Genomic DNA, 18,574 nt, shown 5'->3' on the forward strand with positions numbered 1-18,574 from the left:
CCGTCAGGGCGCCCGGCGACGGGGACCCCATCTTCCGTACGAAAGGAACGCTCAGTGCTCCGCACCCACACGGCCGGCTCACTACGGGCCGAGCACATCGGCCAGACCGTCACCCTCACGGGCTGGGTCGATCGCCGCCGTGACCACGGGGGAGTGGCGTTCATCGACCTGCGTGACGCGTCGGGCATCGCCCAGGTGGTCATCCGGGACGAGGAGATCGCCCACCCGCTGCGCGCCGAGTTCGTGCTGCAGGTGACCGGTGAGGTCGGCCGCCGCCCCGAGGGCAACGCCAACCCCAACCTCGCCACCGGCGAGATCGAGGTCGTCGCGACCGAGGTCGTCACGCTGAACGAGTCGGCGCCGCTACCGTTCCAGGTGTCGACGGCACTCGCGGACACCGAGGTGATCGGTGAGGAGGCCCGCCTCAAGCACCGCTACCTCGACCTGCGCCGTCCGGCTCCGGCCGCCGCGCTCCGCCTGCGCTCCCAGGCCAACCAGGCCGCGCGCCGGGTGCTGGACGAGCAGGACTTCGTCGAGATCGAGACGCCGACGCTCACCCGGTCCACCCCGGAGGGCGCCCGGGACTTCCTGGTCCCCGCCCGCCTGGCGCCGGGTTCCTGGTACGCCCTGCCGCAGTCGCCGCAGCTGTTCAAGCAGCTCCTCATGGTCAGCGGCATGGAGCGGTACTACCAGATCGCCCGCTGCTACCGCGACGAGGACTTCCGCGCGGACCGCCAGCCGGAGTTCACGCAGCTCGACGTCGAGATGAGCTTCGTCGAGCAGGACGACGTGATCGCGCTGGGCGAGAAGATCCTGCAGGCGCTGTGGGCCCTGATCGGCGTCGAGATCCCGACCCCGATCCAGCGCATGACGTTCCACGACGCCATGCGCCTCTATGGCTCGGACAAGCCCGACCTGCGCTTCGGCAACCCGATCGTCGAGCTCACGGACTTCTTCACGGACACGCCGTTCCGCGTCTTCCAGGCGGAGTACGTCGGTGCGGTCGTCATGACGGGCGGCGCCGCACAGCCCCGCCGCCAGTTCGACGCGTGGCAGGAGTGGGCCAAGCAGCGCGGCGCACGTGGCCTCGCGTACGTGACGTTCTCCGAGGACGGCGAGCTCGGTGGCCCGGTCGCCAAGAACCTGTCCGACGACGAGCGGGCGAACCTCGCCAAGGTCACCGGCGCCGAGCCGGGCGACGCGGTGTTCTTCGCCGCCGGCAAGACCTCCGACTCCCGTGCGCTGCTCGGTGCGGCACGCGTCGAGATCGCGCGAAAGCTCGGGCAGATCGACAGCACTGAATCAGATGACGCCTGGGCGTTCGTGTGGATCGTGGACGCGCCCCTGTTCAAGCCGGCCGGCGAGGACGACGACGTCGACCTGGGCTCGTCCGCCTGGACCGCCGTGCACCACGCCTTCACGTCGCCCACCCCCGAGTGGATCGACAGGTTCGAGCAGGACCCGGGCGAGGCCCTCGCCTACGCGTACGACATCGTGTGCAACGGCAACGAGATCGGTGGCGGCTCGATCCGTATCCACCGCCGCGACGTGCAGGAGCGCGTCTTCGAGGTGATGGGCATCGGTCAGGAGGAGGCGGAGGAGAAGTTCGGCTTCCTGCTCGACGCCTTCGCGTTCGGCGCCCCGCCGCACGGCGGCATCGCGTTCGGCTGGGACCGCATCGTCGCCCTGCTGACGAAGTCGGCGTCGATCCGCGACGTGATCGCCTTCCCGAAGTCGGGCGGCGGGTTCGACCCGCTGACGGCGGCGCCGGCGCCGATCACGCCGGAGCAGCGCAAGGAGGCCGGTGTCGACTTCCAGCCCGAGGCCGCCGCACCCGTGGCGGCCCCCACGGCGTGACCCGGCTGGGCCGCCACGGGCTCGACCACGTCTTTCTCGCCGTCCGGACGGACCTCCTCGAGGTCGTCCAGTCGTGGACGGACCGGACAGGGCCGGACGACGCCGGTGCTGCCGGCGTCGTCGAGCTCGTCGATCCGACCGAGGAACGAGCCGGGCGTGTCTTCGCGGCGGTGGGAGTGCCAGAACGCGTGGCCGCGTTGCTCAGCACGGTGACGCCGGGCGACTCGGTGCACGGCGTGGCCGTCACCCGCGGGACCGGGACCCTGGCCGGAGACACTCTCTCCGGCTGGGGTCTCATGCCTGGCGCCACCTGGGACCGGATGGCCACCGAGAGCGCACCCCAAGTGCCCGACGCCGGTCCGGCCGTCGTGGAACTGCTCGACCTGGGTCGCGACACCGACGAGATCGCGGCCCTGCTCGCCGAGACCAACCCGGGCACACTCCAGGGCGTGCGCAGCCGCCGTGGTCAGCGTGCGCGCTGGTACGGCGTCCGGGTCCCCCGGGAGGACAGGGAGCACGGCCCAGGGGCCCTCGTGGCGGTCGGCTCGGCGATGCCGGTAGCAGGCGGGGCGGTGCACCTGGGCTCGATCGGGACGCTGCCGGCGTTCCGGGGGCGTGGGTACGGCGGTGCGCTGACGGCGCGCATGACGGCGGACGGCATCGCCGAGTGCGGTTTGGTGACGCTTGGGTTGTACGACGACAACGTTGCCGCCCGGCGGGTGTACGAGCGGCTGGGCTTCGTCCTGGCTCACCAGGTGGAGACCTGGCACCGCGGCTGACCCACGTGTCTCCCGGGCGGGCCTGCACCGACACTGGTTAAGTGGAGGCGGGGCGCCGGTCCAGGCGCCCAGGACCCAGGACCCAAGACCCGAGAGGCAGCCTCATGACCGAGAACGAAGGTGGCACACCGCGCGACCCGCAGCGGGACCCTGAGACTCCGCCGACGCAGCCGGTGCCCGACTCGTCGCTCGACGCGGAGCAGCCACCGGGCACCCCGGCCAACCCCACCTCGAACGAGCCGTCCGGGCAGCCCGGCGCGCAGTCGCCCTACGGGCTGCCCGGAGCTCCGGCGACCTATGGGCAGCCCGGGGCTCCCGCTGCCCAGCAGTACGGCTACGTGCCGGCACCGCCCAAGAACGACCTCGCCGTCTGGTCGCTGATCACCGGCATCCTGAGCTACGTGTTCTGCCCCCTGGTGCTCGGCATCGCGGCGATCATCACGGGAACCATGAGCCGCAGGGCTGCTGACGAGGGCCTCGCGAACAACCGTGGGATGGGGACCGCCGGCCTGATCCTGGGCTGGATCAACGTGGTGCTCGTCGTGCTCGGCATCGTCTTCGTCATCATCGCCATCGCGGCGGGCCTGTTCGCGGGCGGCATCGGTGGCTTCTACGAGATGAACGACATGAACAGGATGACCGACTACTGACCTTGGCGTCCGGGCCGGTGTCGGGGAGGTCTCCCCATCGGATTGACGTGCCGCACCAGGCGTCCGACCTGTAGGTTTGGCATCTCCGCGCCGGGTCACGTCTTGTCCCAGCTGGTGTGTGGCGGGCTGACCCGTAGGTCGATGCTTCGCGCCGCCCGGCGCAGCCCAGCATGGAAGGCAGCACGATGACCCAGCCCGACGGGTGGCAGTCCCCGTACGACCCGCCGCAGCAGAGCACGCCGGCGCCGGCACCCGAGCCGGCGCCCGGTCAGGCCCCGGTGCCGAGCCCCTATCAATCGCCGTACGCGCAGCCGCCCGCCGGACAGCAGCCCCAGCAGCCCCCGCAGTCGCCGTACGCGCAGCCGCCCTACCAGCAGCCGTCCTACCAGCAGGGGACCGCGTACCCGCCCGGGCAGTACCAGCCCCAGCCGGTGCAGTACGGGGCGCCGTACGGCTACCCGGCTCCGCCCGAGAAGAACGCGCTCGGCGTGTGGTCGCTCGTGCTGGGCATCCTGAGCATCGTCATGCTGTTCAGCTGCCTCGTCGGCTTCCTCGCGGCCATTCCCGCGGTCATCACGGGCCACCTGAGCCGCAAGGCGCAGAAGGAAGGCCTGGCGGACAACGCCGGGCTGGCCCTCGGCGGCATCATCACGGGCTGGGTGACGATCGGCCTGACGATCCTCGCGGCCGCCGGCATCGCCGTCCTGTTCAGCATCCCGGAGTTCCGGGAGGGTTTCTTCAGCGACTCCACCTCGACCTACTGACGGCCGAGGCCTGCGACGTCAGACCTCGGCGGCGGCGATGTAGCCGTCGGGGCGGACCAGCAGGGCGGTGGCGCCGCCGTCGGCCCGGCGGGTCAGCACGCGTTCGGCGGGGTCCACCTCGCCGAACGCAGCCGGCAGGTCGGGCGCCGGGGCACCGGCGGGTGCGACGAGGACGAACCGGCCCGCGCGCAGGGCCTCGGCGAGCCGCGAGCCACCCTGCAGGGGCAGGTCGCGCGCCCGCGTCCCCACCAGGGGGTGTGCCCCGCGCGGCCGGGGGTAGGCGATGCCCAGGGCGGAGATGAAGCCCGCCGCCCGCCGCCGGATCGGCGCTGCCCGCGAGACGATCCCGACGCCGATGGTGCTCGCGACTCGGGCGACCGGCCCCCGGTGGGTCGCTGCCCGCAGGATTCCGCCGCTGGCCCGCAGCACCTGCCGGCCCACGGGGTGCCGCTCCGCCGCATAGCTGTCGAGCAGGCCGGCGCCCGCGCCGTCGGGCAGCCGCAGCACCGCCGCGAGCTTCCAGCCGAGGTTCGCGGCGTCTTGCATCCCCGTGTTCATGCCGAGCCCGCCGGCCGGGCTGTGCACGTGCGCGGCGTCACCGGCGAGGAGGACGCGGCCCTTGCGGTAGGTGGGGGCCTGGCGCTCGTCGGCGTGGAAGCGGGACAGGAACCGCGCCTCCGTCATACCGAAGTCGTCGCGCAGGGTGGCACGCGCGATGGAGCGCACCTCGTCGAGGTCGACGGGCTCGTCCTCGCTCACGTCCCGGTTGCCGTGCCAGCCGATGAACCGGTACCAGCCGTCGCCGAACGGGGCGAGGAAGCCGAGCGAGTCCCTGGCCGCCGCGACGGTCAGGGTGTCGGCGGGCCTGCGGGCCAGCCGGACGTCGGCCAGCACCATCGAACGGATGACGGCGCGGCCGGGGAACGGGATACCTACCGCGTGCCGCACCGTGGAGCGGGCCCCGTCGGTGCCGACCAGGTACGTGGCGCGCACGGACGGGCCGTCGGCGGTGGTGACCGTCACGCCGGCGTCGTCCTGGGTCAGGGACGTGACCTCGGTGTCATAGCGGAACACGGCACCCGCCGCCTCGGCCCGGCGGCGCAGCAGCCGCTCCACCTCGTACTGGGGAGCGACGAGCACGTACGGGAACCGGGAAGGCAGGTTCCCCAGGTCGAGGGTGAGCCGGTCGAAGAGCTGGACGCTCCGTACCGGCTGTCCCAGGTCGACCAGCTCGTCCGCGAGTCCGCGTGCGTCGAGCGTCTCGAGGCTGCGGGCATGGACGGCGAACGCGCGGGTGAGGTTGCTCAGCGCGGCCGGACGCTTCTCCAGCACGGTGACGCGGGTCCCCGCCGTGGCGAGGTCTCCGGCGAGCAGGAGGCCGGTGGGCCCCGCTCCGACGACGATGACGTCCGTGTTCATGATGCCCTCCTCGGTTGCGTGGCCAACGGTTGTTTGCCAACGCTTGTTGACCACGGTAGCCAGTGCTCCGTATCGAAGTCAACGGGTGTTGGCATACAGTTGTTGGCATGACAGGTCCCGACAGCCCGCGCCGCCGCTCCGACGTGACCCGCACCGCGATCCTGGAGGCGGCCAGGGAACGCTTCGCGGCCGACGGGTACGAGCGTGCGACGGTGCGCGCCATCGCGCAGGGCGCCGGGATCGACCCGTCCATGGTCATGCGCTACTACGGCTCCAAGGAAGGCCTGTTCGCCGCGGTGATCGACGTCGAGCTCGACTTCCCGGACCTCGGCGAGATCGACCCGGACCAGGTGGGCGTGGTCCTGGTCACGCACTTCCTCGAGCTGTGGGAGCGCGACACGGTGCTGCGGACCCTGCTTCGCGTCGGGGTGACGAACGACTCCGGCGCCGACCGGCTGCGGGAGGTCTTCCGCACGCAGCTCGTGCCGGCGGCCCGGGCGTTCGTGCAGGATCCGGCCGACGCCGAACGCCGCGCCGCGCTCGTGGCCTCGCAGGTGCTGGGCATGGCACTGGTGCGGTACGTGCTCCGGTTCGGCCCTGCGGCGGACATGTCCCGGGAAGACGTGATCGCCTGGCTCGCGCCCACCGTGCAGCGGTACATCACCGCGCAGGCTCCGTGACCTGACGGCCGCCGGGGTGGTTCAGGCGGCCCGGGGCCAGACGACGGTGAACCGGGCGCCACCGTCGGGCGACTCGCCGACGGCGACCCGGCCGCCCCGCCGGCGGACGAGCTCGGCGACCAGTGCCAGGCCGAGCCCGGCGCCCCCCGACGTCCGTGCGCGGTCGTCCGAGACCCGGTAGAACCGGTCGAAGATCTTCGCCCGGTGCTCCGGCTGGACGCCCGGGCCGTCGTCGTCCACCAGCACGCGGACGGTCGCCCGGCTCTCGAGCACGGACACCACCACCCGGGTGCGCGTGTACCGGCAGGCGTTGCGCAGCAGGTTGTCGAGGACGAGCTCGATCTCGGTGTGGGCGGCCGCCGCCCACGCGCGACCGGTCATGGCATTGATCTCGATCGGCACCGGCTGCTCCCCGGCGCGCTCCACCGCCCGCTGTACCTCGCCGACCAGGTCGACCGACTCCGCCGGTGGCAGCTCCCCGGCGTCGGAGCGCGCCAGGGCCAGCAGCCCGTCGAGCAACGCCGACAAGCGCTCGGCGTCCGCGAGGACGTCGGCGTGCACCTCGTGCGAGAGCTCCGGATCGGGGTTGGTCACCGCGACCTCCGACTGCACCCGGATGGACGCCACGGGGGAGCGGAGCTCGTGCGCCGCGTCGCCGGTGAACCGCCGCAGCCGCTCCGTGGTGGTGTCCATCCGGTCCAGCAGGACGTTGAAGTCGGCGGCCAGGGCGCGCAGCTCGCCGGCCGCGGCGTCGGGCACCTCCAGGCGGGCACCGGGGGCCAGCCGGCGGACGGACTGCCGCATCCGGGCGACGGGGCGCAGCGCCGACCCGACGGCGAACCAGATGGCGACCCCGGCCACCACGGCCCCGACGAGCGCGGTGACCAGCAGCCACCGGCTGCCCGCGTCCTCGGCGGCGCTCTGCCCCACGAGGCCGGCGCCGACGACCACGAGCCGCTGGCTGCCGTCGGGGGCGGTGACGACGGCGCCGTGCCAGCGGACCGCGCCCCGGCCGTCCGTGGTGGTCGGGATGCCGGCCTTCAGCGTGCGGACCTCGTCCCGGGTGAGGGTCGGCGGTGCGCCGTCACCCACCGGTCGGCCCGCCGTGTCCAGGACACGCACGTCCAGGCCGTCGGGCGGGTCGGGCGCACGCCCGGCGACGACGGCGCCCGCCGCACCACTCAGCTCTGCCTGGAGCTCGTCGTCCACGGCGTGCAGCAGCAACGGGCCGAGGCCCCGTCCGGCGACCGTCGCGAGGCCCAGCAGGCAGGCGAGCGTGACCGCCGTGGCGAGGCTCGTGATCCGCAGGCGCAACGACAGCCCGGCCCAGCGCCCACCCGGCGACGCCCCCACTACCGCGCGTCCCCGAGCTGGTACCCCTGGCCCCGGACGGTCCGCACCAGGTCGTCGGCACCCGCGGCGGACAGCTTGCGACGCAGGTACCCGACGTACACCTCCACGACGTTCCTGGTCGCGGCCCACTCGTCGCCCCACACCTCGTCCAGCAGCTCCTCCTTGGTCCGTACGGTGCCCGCACGCGCCGCCAGCACCTCCAGGAGCGCGTACTCCCGCGGGCTCAGTGGGACGTCGACGTCGTCGTACCGCACGGTGCGGGTCTCCCGGTCGATGGTCAGCGGCCCGATCCGGATCCGGTCGCGTGCGGTCCCCGCTGCCGCCCGCCGCAGGGTGGCGCGCAGCTGGGCGAGCAGCACCACGAACGAGAACGGCTTGACCACGTAGCCGTCGGCGCCGAGGTCCAGACCGTCGGCCTGGTCCACCTCGCCGTCCTTCGCCGACACGAGCAGCACGGGCGTCCCGACCCCGCCGGACCGCAGCTCCTGCAGCACGCGGTACCCGGACAGGCCGGGAATCATGATGTCGAGCAGGATCGCGTCGAACGACCCCGTGCGCGCGAGCCGTAGCGCCGTCGGTCCGTCGGCGGCGACCGTGACGTCCATGCCCTCGGCGCGCAGACCCCGATCCAGCGCCTTGCGCACGCCCGGCTCGTCGTCGACCACCAGTATCTGCGGCCTCATGCGTGCCAGCATGCCGCATACGACCCCTCCCGCGGAGCATTCCGGACGCCGTCCGCGCGATTCCCGGCGTCCGGCCGCTGCCTGAGGGAGGTCTCAGCCGCCACCAGGCATCGTTGACGGTGTCGGATGCAGCACACTGGTCGGAGAGCGAAGGAGCAGGACATGGGTCCGAGGACGAAAGCGTTGGTCGCCGCGGGATCAGGTATCACGGTCGGTCTCGCGGGGCTGGCGCTGAGCACGCTGCCGGCCGGCGCCGACGCCGATCCCGAGCTTCCGGCGATCGGCGCGGAAGAGCTGGTCACCTCGGCGCTCGCGGCCCGGGCACCCGCGTTCTCGGGTGAGGCGGAGCTGCAGAACGAGCTCGGGCTACCCGTCGTACCCGGTATGGGTGCGCTCGACTTCGACGCGGTCCGGGTGTTCCACGACGGCCAGGAGAGCGCGCGGGTCCAGGTCGAGCGGCAGGCGTCCGAGCTGACGTTCGTGAAGAACGCGGACGAGGCGTGGGCGTACGACTCGCAGGAGAACACCGCGAAGCGGTTCACCTGGGACGCGGCCGACGCCGCGGAGGCCAAGGGCCAGCTGGAGGCCGAGATGGCCGACCCGTCGCAGGCGGCGGCAGAGATCATCGAACGCCTGCGCCCGACCAGCGACATCTTCGTGGACGGCACGGCGCGGGTCGCGGACCGCGCCGCGTACGAGCTCGTGCTCACGCCGAAGCCGTCGGAGAAGACGCTGCTGCGGGAGATCACGATCGCGATCGACGAGGAGACGCGCGTCCCGCTGCGGTTCGACGTGTTCGCCAACGGCAGGTCCGAACCGGTGCTCTCGCTCGGCTTCGTCGAGTTCGAGGTGGGTGCGCAGGACGCTGACCTGTTCGAGTTCACACCGCCGGACGGTGCTGAGGTCGAGACCACCTCGGCCGACGACGCCCCGCGCGCGGCCCACGAGGCCGAGGGCCCCGGTGGCATGGAGGAGCACGCTACGACGGTCGGTGACGGCTGGGACACGGTGGTGGTCGCGGAGGCTCCGGCCGAGGCGGCACCGCCCGAGACCGCGGCCCGGACCGGGCAGGACCTCGAGGGGATCCTCGCGCAGATCGGGCAGCCCGTGTCCGGCGAGTTCGGCTCCGGGACGCACGTCCAGGTCGCCGTGGGAGGTGCCGTCCTCACCGAGGACGGCCGGATCGCGGCGGGCGCGGTACCGCGGCAGGTACTGGTCGACGCCCTGCTCGTCGACGCCCCGGACCAGCAGTGACCACAGCGCGCATCGCCGGAGCGGCGGTACCGGAGGCCAGGAACGGCTCCGGTGCCGCCGTTGCGGCGCGCACCCGGGGCCTGCGCAAGGTCTATCGCGGCACGGTCGCCGTGGACGGCGTGGACCTGGAGGTCCCGGAGGGCGCCGTGGTCGGGATGCTGGGGCCCAACGGCTCCGGCAAGACGACGACCATCCGGATGCTGCTCGGCCTCGTCCAGCCGACCGAGGGCGAGATCGAGCTGCTGGGCGTGCCGATGCCCGACGCCGCCGATCGGGTGCTGCCCCAGGTCGGGGCCCTGGTGGAGGGACCGGGGTTCCATCCGTTCCTCTCCGGCTGGGAGAACCTGCAGCGGCTCGCCGCCGCCGAACCGCTCCTGGCCGGTCGGGAGCTGGACGGTGCCGTGTCCACGGCGCTGGAGCGGGTGGGTCTCGCGGGTGCGGCCAGGCGGAAGTACCGCGCCTACTCCCTCGGCATGAAGCAGCGGCTCGGGCTCGCCTCCGCGCTGCTCGCGCCGCGCCGGCTGATCGTGCTGGACGAGCCGACGAACGGTCTCGATCCGGCCGGTACGCAGGAGGTCCGCCGGATCATCGCCGAGCTGCACGCCCAGGGGGTCACCGTGCTCGTGTCGTCCCACCTCCTGGCCGAGGTCGAGGCCACCTGTACGCACGTGGTCGTGCTCAACCAGGGCGTCGTCGTGGCGCAGGGTGCACTGGACGACCTGCTGGAGTCGGGCAGCCCGACGCTGCTCGTGACCACGCCCGACGGCGCCTCCGCCGTCGACGTCCTGCGGGACCACCGGATCCCCGCGCGGCTCGCGCCCGACGGCGTCCGGGTGGATCTCACGACGACCACGCCGGCGACGGTCATCGAGACCCTGGTGCGGGCCGGCACCCGGGTCGACGAGGCTCGCCGGGAGCGGGCCGGGCTGGAGGAAGCCTTCGCTCGCCTGACCCACGACGTCGGTGAGCTGGTCGGCGAGCCGGACCTCGAGGATGCGGAGGCGGTGCGATGACCGTCCAGGGCCCTGCGGCGACCACGGGCCAGGTGGCCTCGCCCGCCGCGGACGGCGTGCCGGCCGTGGCGCTGCCCGCTCGCCGGCGTGCCCCGGTCTGGCGCCTGGTGCGGGCCGAGGTGCGGTGGATCTTCCGGCGTCCGCGGACCCTGGTCGTGCTGGGTCTGCTGGCCGCGCTCCCGGTGATCACCGGCGTGGCGGTCGACCTGACGCTGGACGGCGGTGCCGCCGCGCCGGTCGGCACAGGTCCCGGTGGTCCGTCCGGCGGGGGACCGCCGATCTTCGTGACGATGGCGACCAGCGCGTTCGTGCTGCCGCTGGGATCGCTGATGACGCTGCTGATGCTCATGCTGCCGCTCACGGTGGCGATGGCCGGCGGTGACGCGCTGGCCGGGGAGCAGTCCCACGGCGCGCTGCGCGGCTGGCTGCTCGCCCCCGTGAGCCGCGGGCGGCTGCTGCTCGTCAAGTCGGTGGGTGTGCTCGTCGTCGCCCTGGTCGCGGCGTCGCTCGTCGTCGTGTCCGGCCTGGTGACCGGGTTGGTCCTCGCGGGTACCGACGGTCTGGTGTCGATGTCTGGGACGGAGCTGTCGTTCGGCGCCGTGCTGTGGCGGCTGGCCGTCGCCGTCGGGTGGGCGACGGTCTACCTGATGGCGGTCGGTGCCGTGGCCCTGGCCATCTCGGCGTCCACGGAGCACCCGATGCTCGTCGTGGTGGGCGTGCTCGGCGGGCTGATCGTCTCCGTGGTGCTGCTGCAGATCTCGGCGCTGGACTGGCTGCACCCGTACCTGCTGCCGTCGTCGCTGCCGAACCTGATCGACCTGATCCGGGACCCGGTGTCGTTCGACGGCCTGGGCGAGGGCGCCTTCCGGGCGCTGTGCTACCTGGTCATCGGCCTGTCGGTGGCGTACGCGCGGCTGACGACCAGGGACGGCTGAGCGATCGGCCCGTACCGGTCCGAGTGAGCGCAGGATGCCAGCGGCGGACGTCGATTCAGTCGACGTCCGCCGCTGGCGTCGCGGTGACTGCGTCCCAGAGGTCATAGATCGGGCATGGAACGAGCGTCGGCCGCCCATAGGGGCGTACGACAGGCTGTCGCACGAGACAGGCACATCGTTCCAACGAAGGAGCCCGGATTGTCACCGAACCTGATGTCCCACGACACGAGTCGCCGCCAGTTCCTGCGCGGCATCGCCGTGGTGGGGGCTGGTACGGCAGTCGCGTCGTTCGCTGCGACCTCTCCTGCCTTCGCGGTTCCGCTCACGACGGCGGAAGCCGGGCTCGTCCATCCGGGGGCCCTGCACACCGTCGACCACCTGGCAGCGGTGAAGGCTGGGGTCGACGCCGGCAGCACACCATATGCCTCGGCCTGGTCGCGCCTGATCTCCGACCCACGGTCCCGCACGGACTGGACCGCCGGCCCAGCCGCCGTTCTTCGGGTGGGCGGCGAGGACGTCAACTACCACGACCTTCTCGATGATGCGCACGCCGCCTACCAGAACGCACTGATCTGGCGGGTGAACGGCGACGAGGCGCGCGCCCGGACCGCCTGCGCGATCCTCAACGCGTGGTCAGCGACGCTCACCTCGATCGTCGGCGCACCGAGCACGCCTCTCGCTTCCGGGATTCACGGATTCGTGCTCGCCAACGCTGCGGAGCTGGTGCGTGACCGCGATGATCTCGACGCTGCAGCGTTCGACGCGATGCTCAAGGACGTCATCCTCCCGTCGAACCAGCACCAGCTGACGGCCGCGGACGACGGGTGCCTGTCGCGTTTCGGGGTCGTGTGGGACCTTGCCCACCTGGCCTCGATGATGTCGATCGCGATCTTCCGCGACGACGAGGCATTGCTCGCACAGGCGGTGGACCACTTCGACCACCGGGCTGGGGCTCCGATCGTCAAGGTCATCCCCTTCGTGCACGACGAGGGCATGGGACAGGTCCACTCGATCATCGCGACGGGCTTGGCGGCCGTGGTCTGCGAGATGGCATGGAGCCAGGGGTACGACCTGTACTCGTCGCAGGGCTCACGGCTCCTGGCCTCGGCGGCGTTCGTCGCCGGGACCACGCAGGACTACGAGCACTTCCAGAACCCTGACCGCTTGTGGGGCACCTCCGAGTCCGGCTCCGCCTGGGCGATCCTGCACGACCACTATGCCGGGCGGCAGAGCGCTGACGTCTCCGCGAGGCTCACGCACCTGGCCGACGAGGCTCGGGCCGAAGGTGGCGCCGTCGACCGGATGGGGCTCGGCAGGTACGCGTACTTCCTTGACTGATCGCTTCGAACTGTCTTCCGGTCGCGGCCAGAAACACACCATGGAAAGAGGAACATGAGATTCGTAACCCGTGCGGAGTGGGGAGCACGTACTGCGAACGTCGATGACTATCCCAGTGGGTTCGGTTGGCGCGGCGTGGCGATGCACTACGAGGGTGAGGCGTCCATTGCGATCGACCACTCCCGGTGCGCGGCCAGGATGCGTTCGGTCCAGAACTTCCACATGGATGGCAGGGGCTGGGGCGACATCGCTTACAACCTCGCCGTCTGTCTGCATGGCTATGTCTTCGAGGGCCGTGGGAAGGACGTGCGGTCCGCGTCCCAGGGGACCACGGAGGCCAACCACGACTACTACGGCGTCCTCTGTTTCCTCGGCGAGGCCTCCTGGGCCCCTTATGCGTACCGCCCGACCGCCGACATGGTCGAGGGGATCAAGGACGCCATCGCCTACCTGCGGCGTTACGGTGCGGGCACCGAGATCATCGGCCACAGAGACGTCAGGTCCACCTCGTGCCCGGGCGAGCCGCTGTACAGCATGGTGCAGGACGGGTCCCTGGACCCCGGCTCGTCGAGCGGCGGGACCACGCACATCGTGCAGCCCGGCGAGACCCTGAAGGGGATCGCCAACCGTTACGGGGTTCCCTATACGTACATCGCCGAGGTCAACGGCCTGGAGTATCCCGACTACCCGATCGTCTCCGGTCAGGAGCTGGTCATCCCCGGGCGAGGTCAGGAACTGGACGACCCGCATCCTGGTACGACCACCCCGCCTGGAGGCTCCTACACACCGTTCCCCGGCACCGAATGGTTCAAGGGCGCTCCCAACAGCCCGATCGTCACGGAGATGGGTCGGCGTCTGGTGGCAGAGGGGCACGGGCTGTACAAGATCGGTCCGGGTCCGCAGTGGTCCGACGTCGATCGCCAGTCCTACGCGAGCTGGCAGCGTTCCCTCGGATACTCCGGGGCGGACGCTGACGGGTGGCCGGGCCTGACCTCATGGGACCGCCTACGGGTCCCTGACGCGGGTGTGTCACCTGGGCCTGTCTCCTATGAGCCCTTCCCGGGCCCCGACTGGTTCAGGAACAACCCCAACAGTCCGATCGTCACCGCGATGGGTACGCGCCTGGTGGCTGAAGGGTGCAGCGCCTATCAGTCCGGTCCGGGGCCGCAGTGGTCCGATGCCGATCGGCAGTCGTACGCGCTGTGGCAGGAGAAGCTCGGATACTCCGGAGCGGACGCCGACGGATGGCCCGGACAGAGCTCCTGGGACCGCCTCAGAGTGCCGAGGCAGTCGACCGCCGAGTACGAGCCTTTCCCCGGGGCGGACTGGTTCAGGAACAGCCCCAACAGTTCTGTCGTCACCGCGATGGGCAACCGCCTCGTCGTCGAACGCTGCAGCCGCTACGAGGTGGGTCCGGGGCCGCGCTGGTCGGACGTGGACCGGCAGTCGTACGCGCTGTGGCAGGAGAAGCTCGGGTTCTCCGGCACCGCGGCCGACGGCTGGCCCGGACAGGTCTCGTGGGACGCGCTCAAGGTGCCCAAGCAGACGGCCGGTTCCACGGAGCCCTTCCCGGGAGCGGACTGGTTCCGCAGCAGCCCTCGGAGCACGATCGTGACCGCCATGGGCCACCGGCTCGTCGCCGAAGGGTGCGCGGTCTACGAGGTCGGTCCCGGGCCGCAGTGGTCGGACGCGGACCGGGAGTCGTACGCCAACTGGCAGCGCAAGCTCGGGTACTCGGGCACGGGCGCTGACGGCTGGCCCGGGCAGAGCTCCTGGGACCGCCTGGGCGTTCCATTCACCTGACCGGACGAGACACCAGATGAACCGCTCGACAAGAGAAAGAGGGAACGATGATGTCACCACTGAGGAAGATTCTCGCGTCAGCGGGGGTCGTGGCCGTGATGCTCGGGGCGTCGGCGGCCGTCGCCCCGACCGCCTCTGCCGGCGTGAACGACGGCAGGTGCGACAGCGGCGAGGTCTGCCTGTACGACGGCACGGGGCGCACCGGTTCGATGCGTGACCTCGTGAACAGCTGGAAGGACTTCGGCACCGGGTCCGGGTGCGCCAAGTTCGTCACCGGCGCCAAGCGCGGGCAGTGCCTGAAGAATCAGGTCGGTTCGGTGTGGAACCGTACGAGCAAGACGGTCGGGGTCTACTACAACTCGGGCTATCGGGGCGCCGGCCAGAAGATCGGTGCCGGCACGGCGGCCAACCTGAACTCGACCCTCAACAACGACAACGCCGGCATGCACATCGGTAACCTGAACCGCATCGCCTGGCAGCTCTACGAGGCCGGTGGCGGGACGATCACCAGCCACTTCGACGGCTACGTCAACACTCCGGGCCGTCACGAGGGCATCGACATGGCCAAGGGCATCGGGACCCCGGTCCACGCCCTGGCACGGGGCTGGGTCACCCGGGTCACCGAGGGGTACACAGGCAGGAGCGGCCTGTCCACGATCGCGATCTACTACTCGGCCATCGACAAGACGGTGGTCTACCTGCACGCCAACCCCAAGGACTCCGTCGATGCCGGCGACTACGTCCACACCGGCGACATCATCGGCTACGAGTCGTGGCGGGGCGTCAGCTCGTCGTCGGCTGCGCACACTCACGTGGAGATGCGGCCGGGTCGGCAGACCAGCGCGGCTCGCAGCGTTGACGACTGGACCCTGGAAAATCCCGACCCGACCAACTTCTGGGTTGCCCGAGGGCTTCGCGAGAACTGAACCAGTTTCCGTGCAGTGGGCATGGCACGGCTTCCAGCCGTGCCATGCCCGAACACGACTCCCGGTCACCAGCGAGATGCGGCACCGCTCGTGGCCGGGAGTCAGTCCTCGTCGGCCCGGGACCGCCGCGGGCCGTCCGCCGGAACCCTGAGGTCGGCGATGAGCGACAGCGAGCGCTGCTCGTCGTCCCACAACCCGTGGCGGTGGTAGAACTCCGCGGCTTCGGTGAGCGAGGCGATGGCACGCTCTTGATCAGCCAGTGCCGCCAGGACCAGCCCCATCTGCAGGAGCGTCGCGGCACCGCAGCGCTCGTCGTGCAGCTGCCAGAAGGTCTGCGCCGCGTCCTCGAGCCATCGTCGTGCCAGGTCGGCGTTCCCCTCGGCGAGCTCCAGGGCACCAGCGTCGCGCAAGGCAACCGCTTCCCGATGCGCGTCGGCCGTGCGGCGTGCCAGGGCGATCGTGTCCTCGAGCCAGGGCCTTGCCTCGTCGGTACGGCCCTGCAGGACGAGCAAGCGACCGATGCCGTTGCACAGCACCAGTTCCTTCGGCGGGTCACCGGCGGACCGGATCACGGCCAGCGCGTCGCGCAGCAGGTTCTCAGCCTCTCGGTATCCGCCACGGCACCGGGCGACCGTAGCCAGCCCGGCGTTCGCCAGCGCGGCGCCCACGGGGTTGCCGTCGTCCTGGAAGGTGCGCAGCGCGCGGGTCAGGTACTCCCCGGCGGTGTCGATGTCGCCCTTGTAGATGTGCACCTGGCCCAGCCCGCGCTGTAGCGTCGCCGCCCAGGACGGGGCGAGGTCAGGGCAGGCCAGCACTGCCAGGTGGGTCGCGCGCCAGTCCTCGTACACCGCGTACTCGTCGTAGAGCGGCCCGAGCACAGCGGCCAGCCCGTATCCCTCACGGACGAGGCCCTCCCGGCATGCCAGACGGACGGCTTCCAGCAGGCTTCGGCGCTCGGTGGCGATCCAGACCGCGCCGAGGGCGCTGTCGTCCGGGCGGTCCTCGTCGCGGGGGACCCAGGGCGGCAGGGGGTCCATCGCGGCACTGCGCGGGCGGTCCAGCGGGTCGAAGAAGTTGTGTGGACGGCTCCGACGCAGCGTGTCGGCGAGAAGCGTCCAGCTGTGCACGACGCGCGCGGCCGCCCCACGACAGATCTCCGGTCCACGCTGTTGTGCCCGTTGCCGCGCGTAGTCTCGAAGCAGGTCGTGCATCCGATAGCGAAGCTGACCGACAGCGTCGATGCCTGCCTGCTGCAGCAGACCGGCATCGATGAGCTCGTCGACCACGTCGTCGTAGTCCGCGGTGTTCAGCAGCGCACCGAACAACCAGATCGGTGCTTCGCTCAGTCCGAGCAGACCGAACAGGTCGAAGGCCGTCACAGCGTCGTCGGACAGGGAACGCAGGGACAGGTCGAGGCTTGCACGGACGTCGAGGTCACCGATACTCAGCTCGCTGAGCCGGCGAGTTTCGTCCTCGAGCCGCTTCCGCAGGCGCATCAACGGCCAGGACGGGCGGCTGAGGAGCTTTGCCCCAGCGATGCGGATCGACAACGGGAGGAACCCGCACAGGCGCACGATCGCCCGGGCGTCGTCCAGCTCGTCGTCGATCCTGTCCTGCCCGACGATCCGGGCAAGCAGCTGCAAGGCATCGCTGGAGGTGAGGCCGTCGAGCTGCAACCGCCGGGCACCGGGCAGCTCGGGGAGCATGCGGCGGCTGGTGACGACGACCGCCGACCGGCCGTTGGGTGGCAGGAGTGGCAGCACCTGTCCGGCGTCCGTGGCGTCGTCGAGCAGGAGGAGGACGCTGCGTTCGGCAAGGAGCGAGTGCAGGAGAGCAGCACGGTCGTCATGGGACGTCGGCAGGATGTGGCCGAAGCCGGTGATGCTCTGCAGCATCGTGGTCAGCAGCTCGCCAGGCTTTCGCGGATCGGAGCTGGTGCCGGCGAGGTCGAGGCGGAAATGCGCGTCCGGGTATCGCTCCCGAACGGCGCGAGCGACATGAAGGGCGAGGCTCGACTTACCGGTGCCGGGCGCCCCGTGCACCACGACGACCGTGGCCTGGTCGCGCTCGGCGTCGCCGTCGAGGAGCCCGGTGAGGTCGGCGACCTCGGTCTGGCGACCACAGAAGTCGGGCAGCCCGGGCGGGAGCTGCCGAAGCGACGGAGGAGCAGGCAGCATCGACGGCGTCGAGGGATGGACGGAGTCAGGCGGTGGAGCGGTCTCCGCCGGCGGTAGCGACTCATGGAGGATCTGCTCGTGGAGCGTCCTCGTGGCAGGACTCGGATCGGCGCCGAGCTCGTCGGCCAACGTACGGCGCAGCCGGTCGTACTGCTGCAGCGCCTCGCCGGCCCGGCCGCTGCGGTACAGAGCAATCAGAAGCTGACGCCAGAGCGGCTCACGGAACGGGTGCTCGGCGATCTGCTCCTCGAGGTCCGCCACGACTCCACGATGGCGACCAAGATTGAGCCTCGCCTGGAAGGAGTCCTCGATGGCGGTCAGGCGGAGGTTCGTCAGCCGGTGGGTGAGCTCGACAGCACGCTCGCCCGGAGGACATCCGTCGAACGGCTCGCCGCGCCACCGAGCGAGGGAGGTCTCAAGAAGGTCCAACGAAGCCTCGAAATGACCGGCTTCGAACGCTCGCCGCCCATCGGTCACCCCTGCCTCGAAGCATCCGGCGTCCACATCGAGGCGTCCCCCGCCCAGGCTGTAGCCGGAGTCGGTCAGTCGGAGGATCGCACCCTTCGGGTCGCCGAGCAGGAGCCGGATCTTCCGGACGTGGGTGTACGTCTGTGCGGACGCCGAGGCCGGCGGCGTGGAGCCCCACACGTCGTGCACGATGCCGTCGACGGAGACGGCCTGTGGTGCGTGGGCGACGAGGGTGCCAAGTACCGCGCGGCAGCGCGCGGCAGACACCGGAGCCCAGCTCCGGCCGTCTGACACCTCGACGGGACCGAGGACCCTCATACGCATCCGAACCTCCCTCTCGGTGCCACTCAGGGGAAAGCCGTGCAACGGCTCGGCACGGAGGTACCGGGGCACCCGTAGGATTATGGCGGATCGACACACCTCACCTGGGCGACGTGCTACCTCGTCATCGGCATGTCGCCGGCCTGCGTCCGGC

15 protein-coding genes are annotated in these 18,574 nt (G+C 71.3%); 11 read left to right on the plus strand and 4 right to left on the minus strand.

The window, feature by feature from the left end:
- The first annotated feature begins 54 nt into the window (after positions 1-54).
- From aspS to ACFSL2_RS01795, 4 genes are all read left to right on the plus strand, one after another.
- Positions 55-1,857 carry an aspartate--tRNA ligase gene (aspS, locus tag ACFSL2_RS01780; RefSeq protein ID WP_377196184.1) on the plus strand — a complete coding sequence of 601 codons (1,803 nt, stop codon included), beginning with the start codon at positions 55-57 and terminating at the stop codon, positions 1,855-1,857.
- Entirely contained in the window at positions 1,854-2,636 is a 783-nt protein-coding gene (locus ACFSL2_RS01785) for a GNAT family N-acetyltransferase (RefSeq protein WP_377196185.1), read from the plus strand. The genes aspS and ACFSL2_RS01785 overlap by 4 nt, the downstream gene beginning before the upstream one ends.
- Positions 2,637-2,740: 104 nt before the next feature.
- Positions 2,741-3,286, plus strand: a complete 546-nt coding sequence (locus ACFSL2_RS01790) for a DUF4190 domain-containing protein (protein WP_377196186.1) — start codon at positions 2,741-2,743, stop codon at positions 3,284-3,286.
- Between the two features lie 185 nt (positions 3,287-3,471).
- Positions 3,472-4,050: a DUF4190 domain-containing protein gene (locus tag ACFSL2_RS01795; RefSeq protein WP_377196187.1), complete on the plus strand. Its 579-nt coding sequence runs from the start codon at positions 3,472-3,474 to the stop codon at positions 4,048-4,050.
- Between the two features lie 18 nt (positions 4,051-4,068).
- Here ACFSL2_RS01795 and ACFSL2_RS01800 read toward each other — a convergent pair whose 3' ends face one another.
- Positions 4,069-5,469, minus strand: a complete 1,401-nt coding sequence (locus tag ACFSL2_RS01800; protein WP_377196188.1) for an FAD-dependent monooxygenase — start codon at positions 5,467-5,469, stop codon at positions 4,069-4,071.
- Between the two features lie 107 nt (positions 5,470-5,576).
- Here ACFSL2_RS01800 and ACFSL2_RS01805 point away from each other — a divergent pair, with 107 nt between their 5' ends.
- A complete protein-coding gene (locus ACFSL2_RS01805; RefSeq protein WP_377196189.1) occupies positions 5,577-6,149 on the plus strand; it encodes a TetR/AcrR family transcriptional regulator in 573 nt (190 codons plus the stop codon).
- Positions 6,150-6,170: 21 nt separating this feature from the next.
- Here ACFSL2_RS01805 and ACFSL2_RS01810 read toward each other — a convergent pair whose 3' ends face one another.
- The gene (locus ACFSL2_RS01810; RefSeq protein WP_377196190.1) at positions 6,171-7,502 is read right to left on the minus strand and encodes a sensor histidine kinase; all 1,332 of its coding nucleotides are present in this window, start codon (positions 7,500-7,502) and stop codon (positions 6,171-6,173) included.
- Positions 7,502-8,185: a response regulator transcription factor gene (locus ACFSL2_RS01815; protein WP_377196191.1), complete on the minus strand. Its 684-nt coding sequence runs from the start codon at positions 8,183-8,185 to the stop codon at positions 7,502-7,504. Before ACFSL2_RS01815 ends, ACFSL2_RS01810 begins: the two co-directional genes overlap by 1 nt.
- Positions 8,186-8,347: 162 nt before the next feature.
- On the opposite strand from ACFSL2_RS01815, the gene ACFSL2_RS01820 reads away from it, so the two are divergent.
- The 6 genes from ACFSL2_RS01820 to ACFSL2_RS01845 all read left to right on the plus strand — a co-directional run bounded on the left by ACFSL2_RS01820 (position 8,348) and on the right by ACFSL2_RS01845 (position 15,454).
- The gene (locus ACFSL2_RS01820; protein WP_377196192.1) at positions 8,348-9,439 is read left to right on the plus strand and encodes a LolA family protein; all 1,092 of its coding nucleotides are present in this window, start codon (positions 8,348-8,350) and stop codon (positions 9,437-9,439) included.
- Positions 9,436-10,452: an ABC transporter ATP-binding protein gene (locus tag ACFSL2_RS01825; RefSeq protein ID WP_377196193.1), complete on the plus strand. Its 1,017-nt coding sequence runs from the start codon at positions 9,436-9,438 to the stop codon at positions 10,450-10,452. The genes ACFSL2_RS01820 and ACFSL2_RS01825 overlap by 4 nt, the downstream gene beginning before the upstream one ends.
- Entirely contained in the window at positions 10,449-11,387 is a 939-nt protein-coding gene (locus ACFSL2_RS01830; protein WP_377196194.1) for an ABC transporter permease subunit, read from the plus strand. The genes ACFSL2_RS01825 and ACFSL2_RS01830 overlap by 4 nt, the downstream gene beginning before the upstream one ends.
- A 198-nt stretch (positions 11,388-11,585) precedes the next feature.
- Positions 11,586-12,725: an alginate lyase family protein gene (locus ACFSL2_RS01835; protein WP_377196195.1), complete on the plus strand. Its 1,140-nt coding sequence runs from the start codon at positions 11,586-11,588 to the stop codon at positions 12,723-12,725.
- Between the two features lie 54 nt (positions 12,726-12,779).
- Complete coding sequence (locus ACFSL2_RS01840) at positions 12,780-14,528, plus strand: peptidoglycan-binding protein (RefSeq protein ID WP_377196196.1); 1,749 nt, start codon at positions 12,780-12,782, stop codon at positions 14,526-14,528.
- Positions 14,529-14,575: 47 nt separating this feature from the next.
- A complete protein-coding gene (locus ACFSL2_RS01845) occupies positions 14,576-15,454 on the plus strand; it encodes a peptidase inhibitor family I36 protein (RefSeq protein WP_377196197.1) in 879 nt (292 codons plus the stop codon).
- A gap of 101 nt (positions 15,455-15,555) precedes the next feature.
- Here ACFSL2_RS01845 and ACFSL2_RS01850 read toward each other — a convergent pair whose 3' ends face one another.
- On the minus strand, positions 15,556-18,423 hold the full coding sequence (locus tag ACFSL2_RS01850; protein WP_377196198.1) for an AfsR/SARP family transcriptional regulator: 2,868 nt from the start codon (positions 18,421-18,423) through the stop codon (positions 15,556-15,558).
- Between the last annotated feature and the right edge of the window lie 151 nt (positions 18,424-18,574).

Source organism: Promicromonospora aerolata (genome assembly GCF_042682255.1).
Taxonomy (GTDB): Bacteria; Actinomycetota; Actinomycetes; order Actinomycetales; family Cellulomonadaceae; genus Promicromonospora; species Promicromonospora aerolata.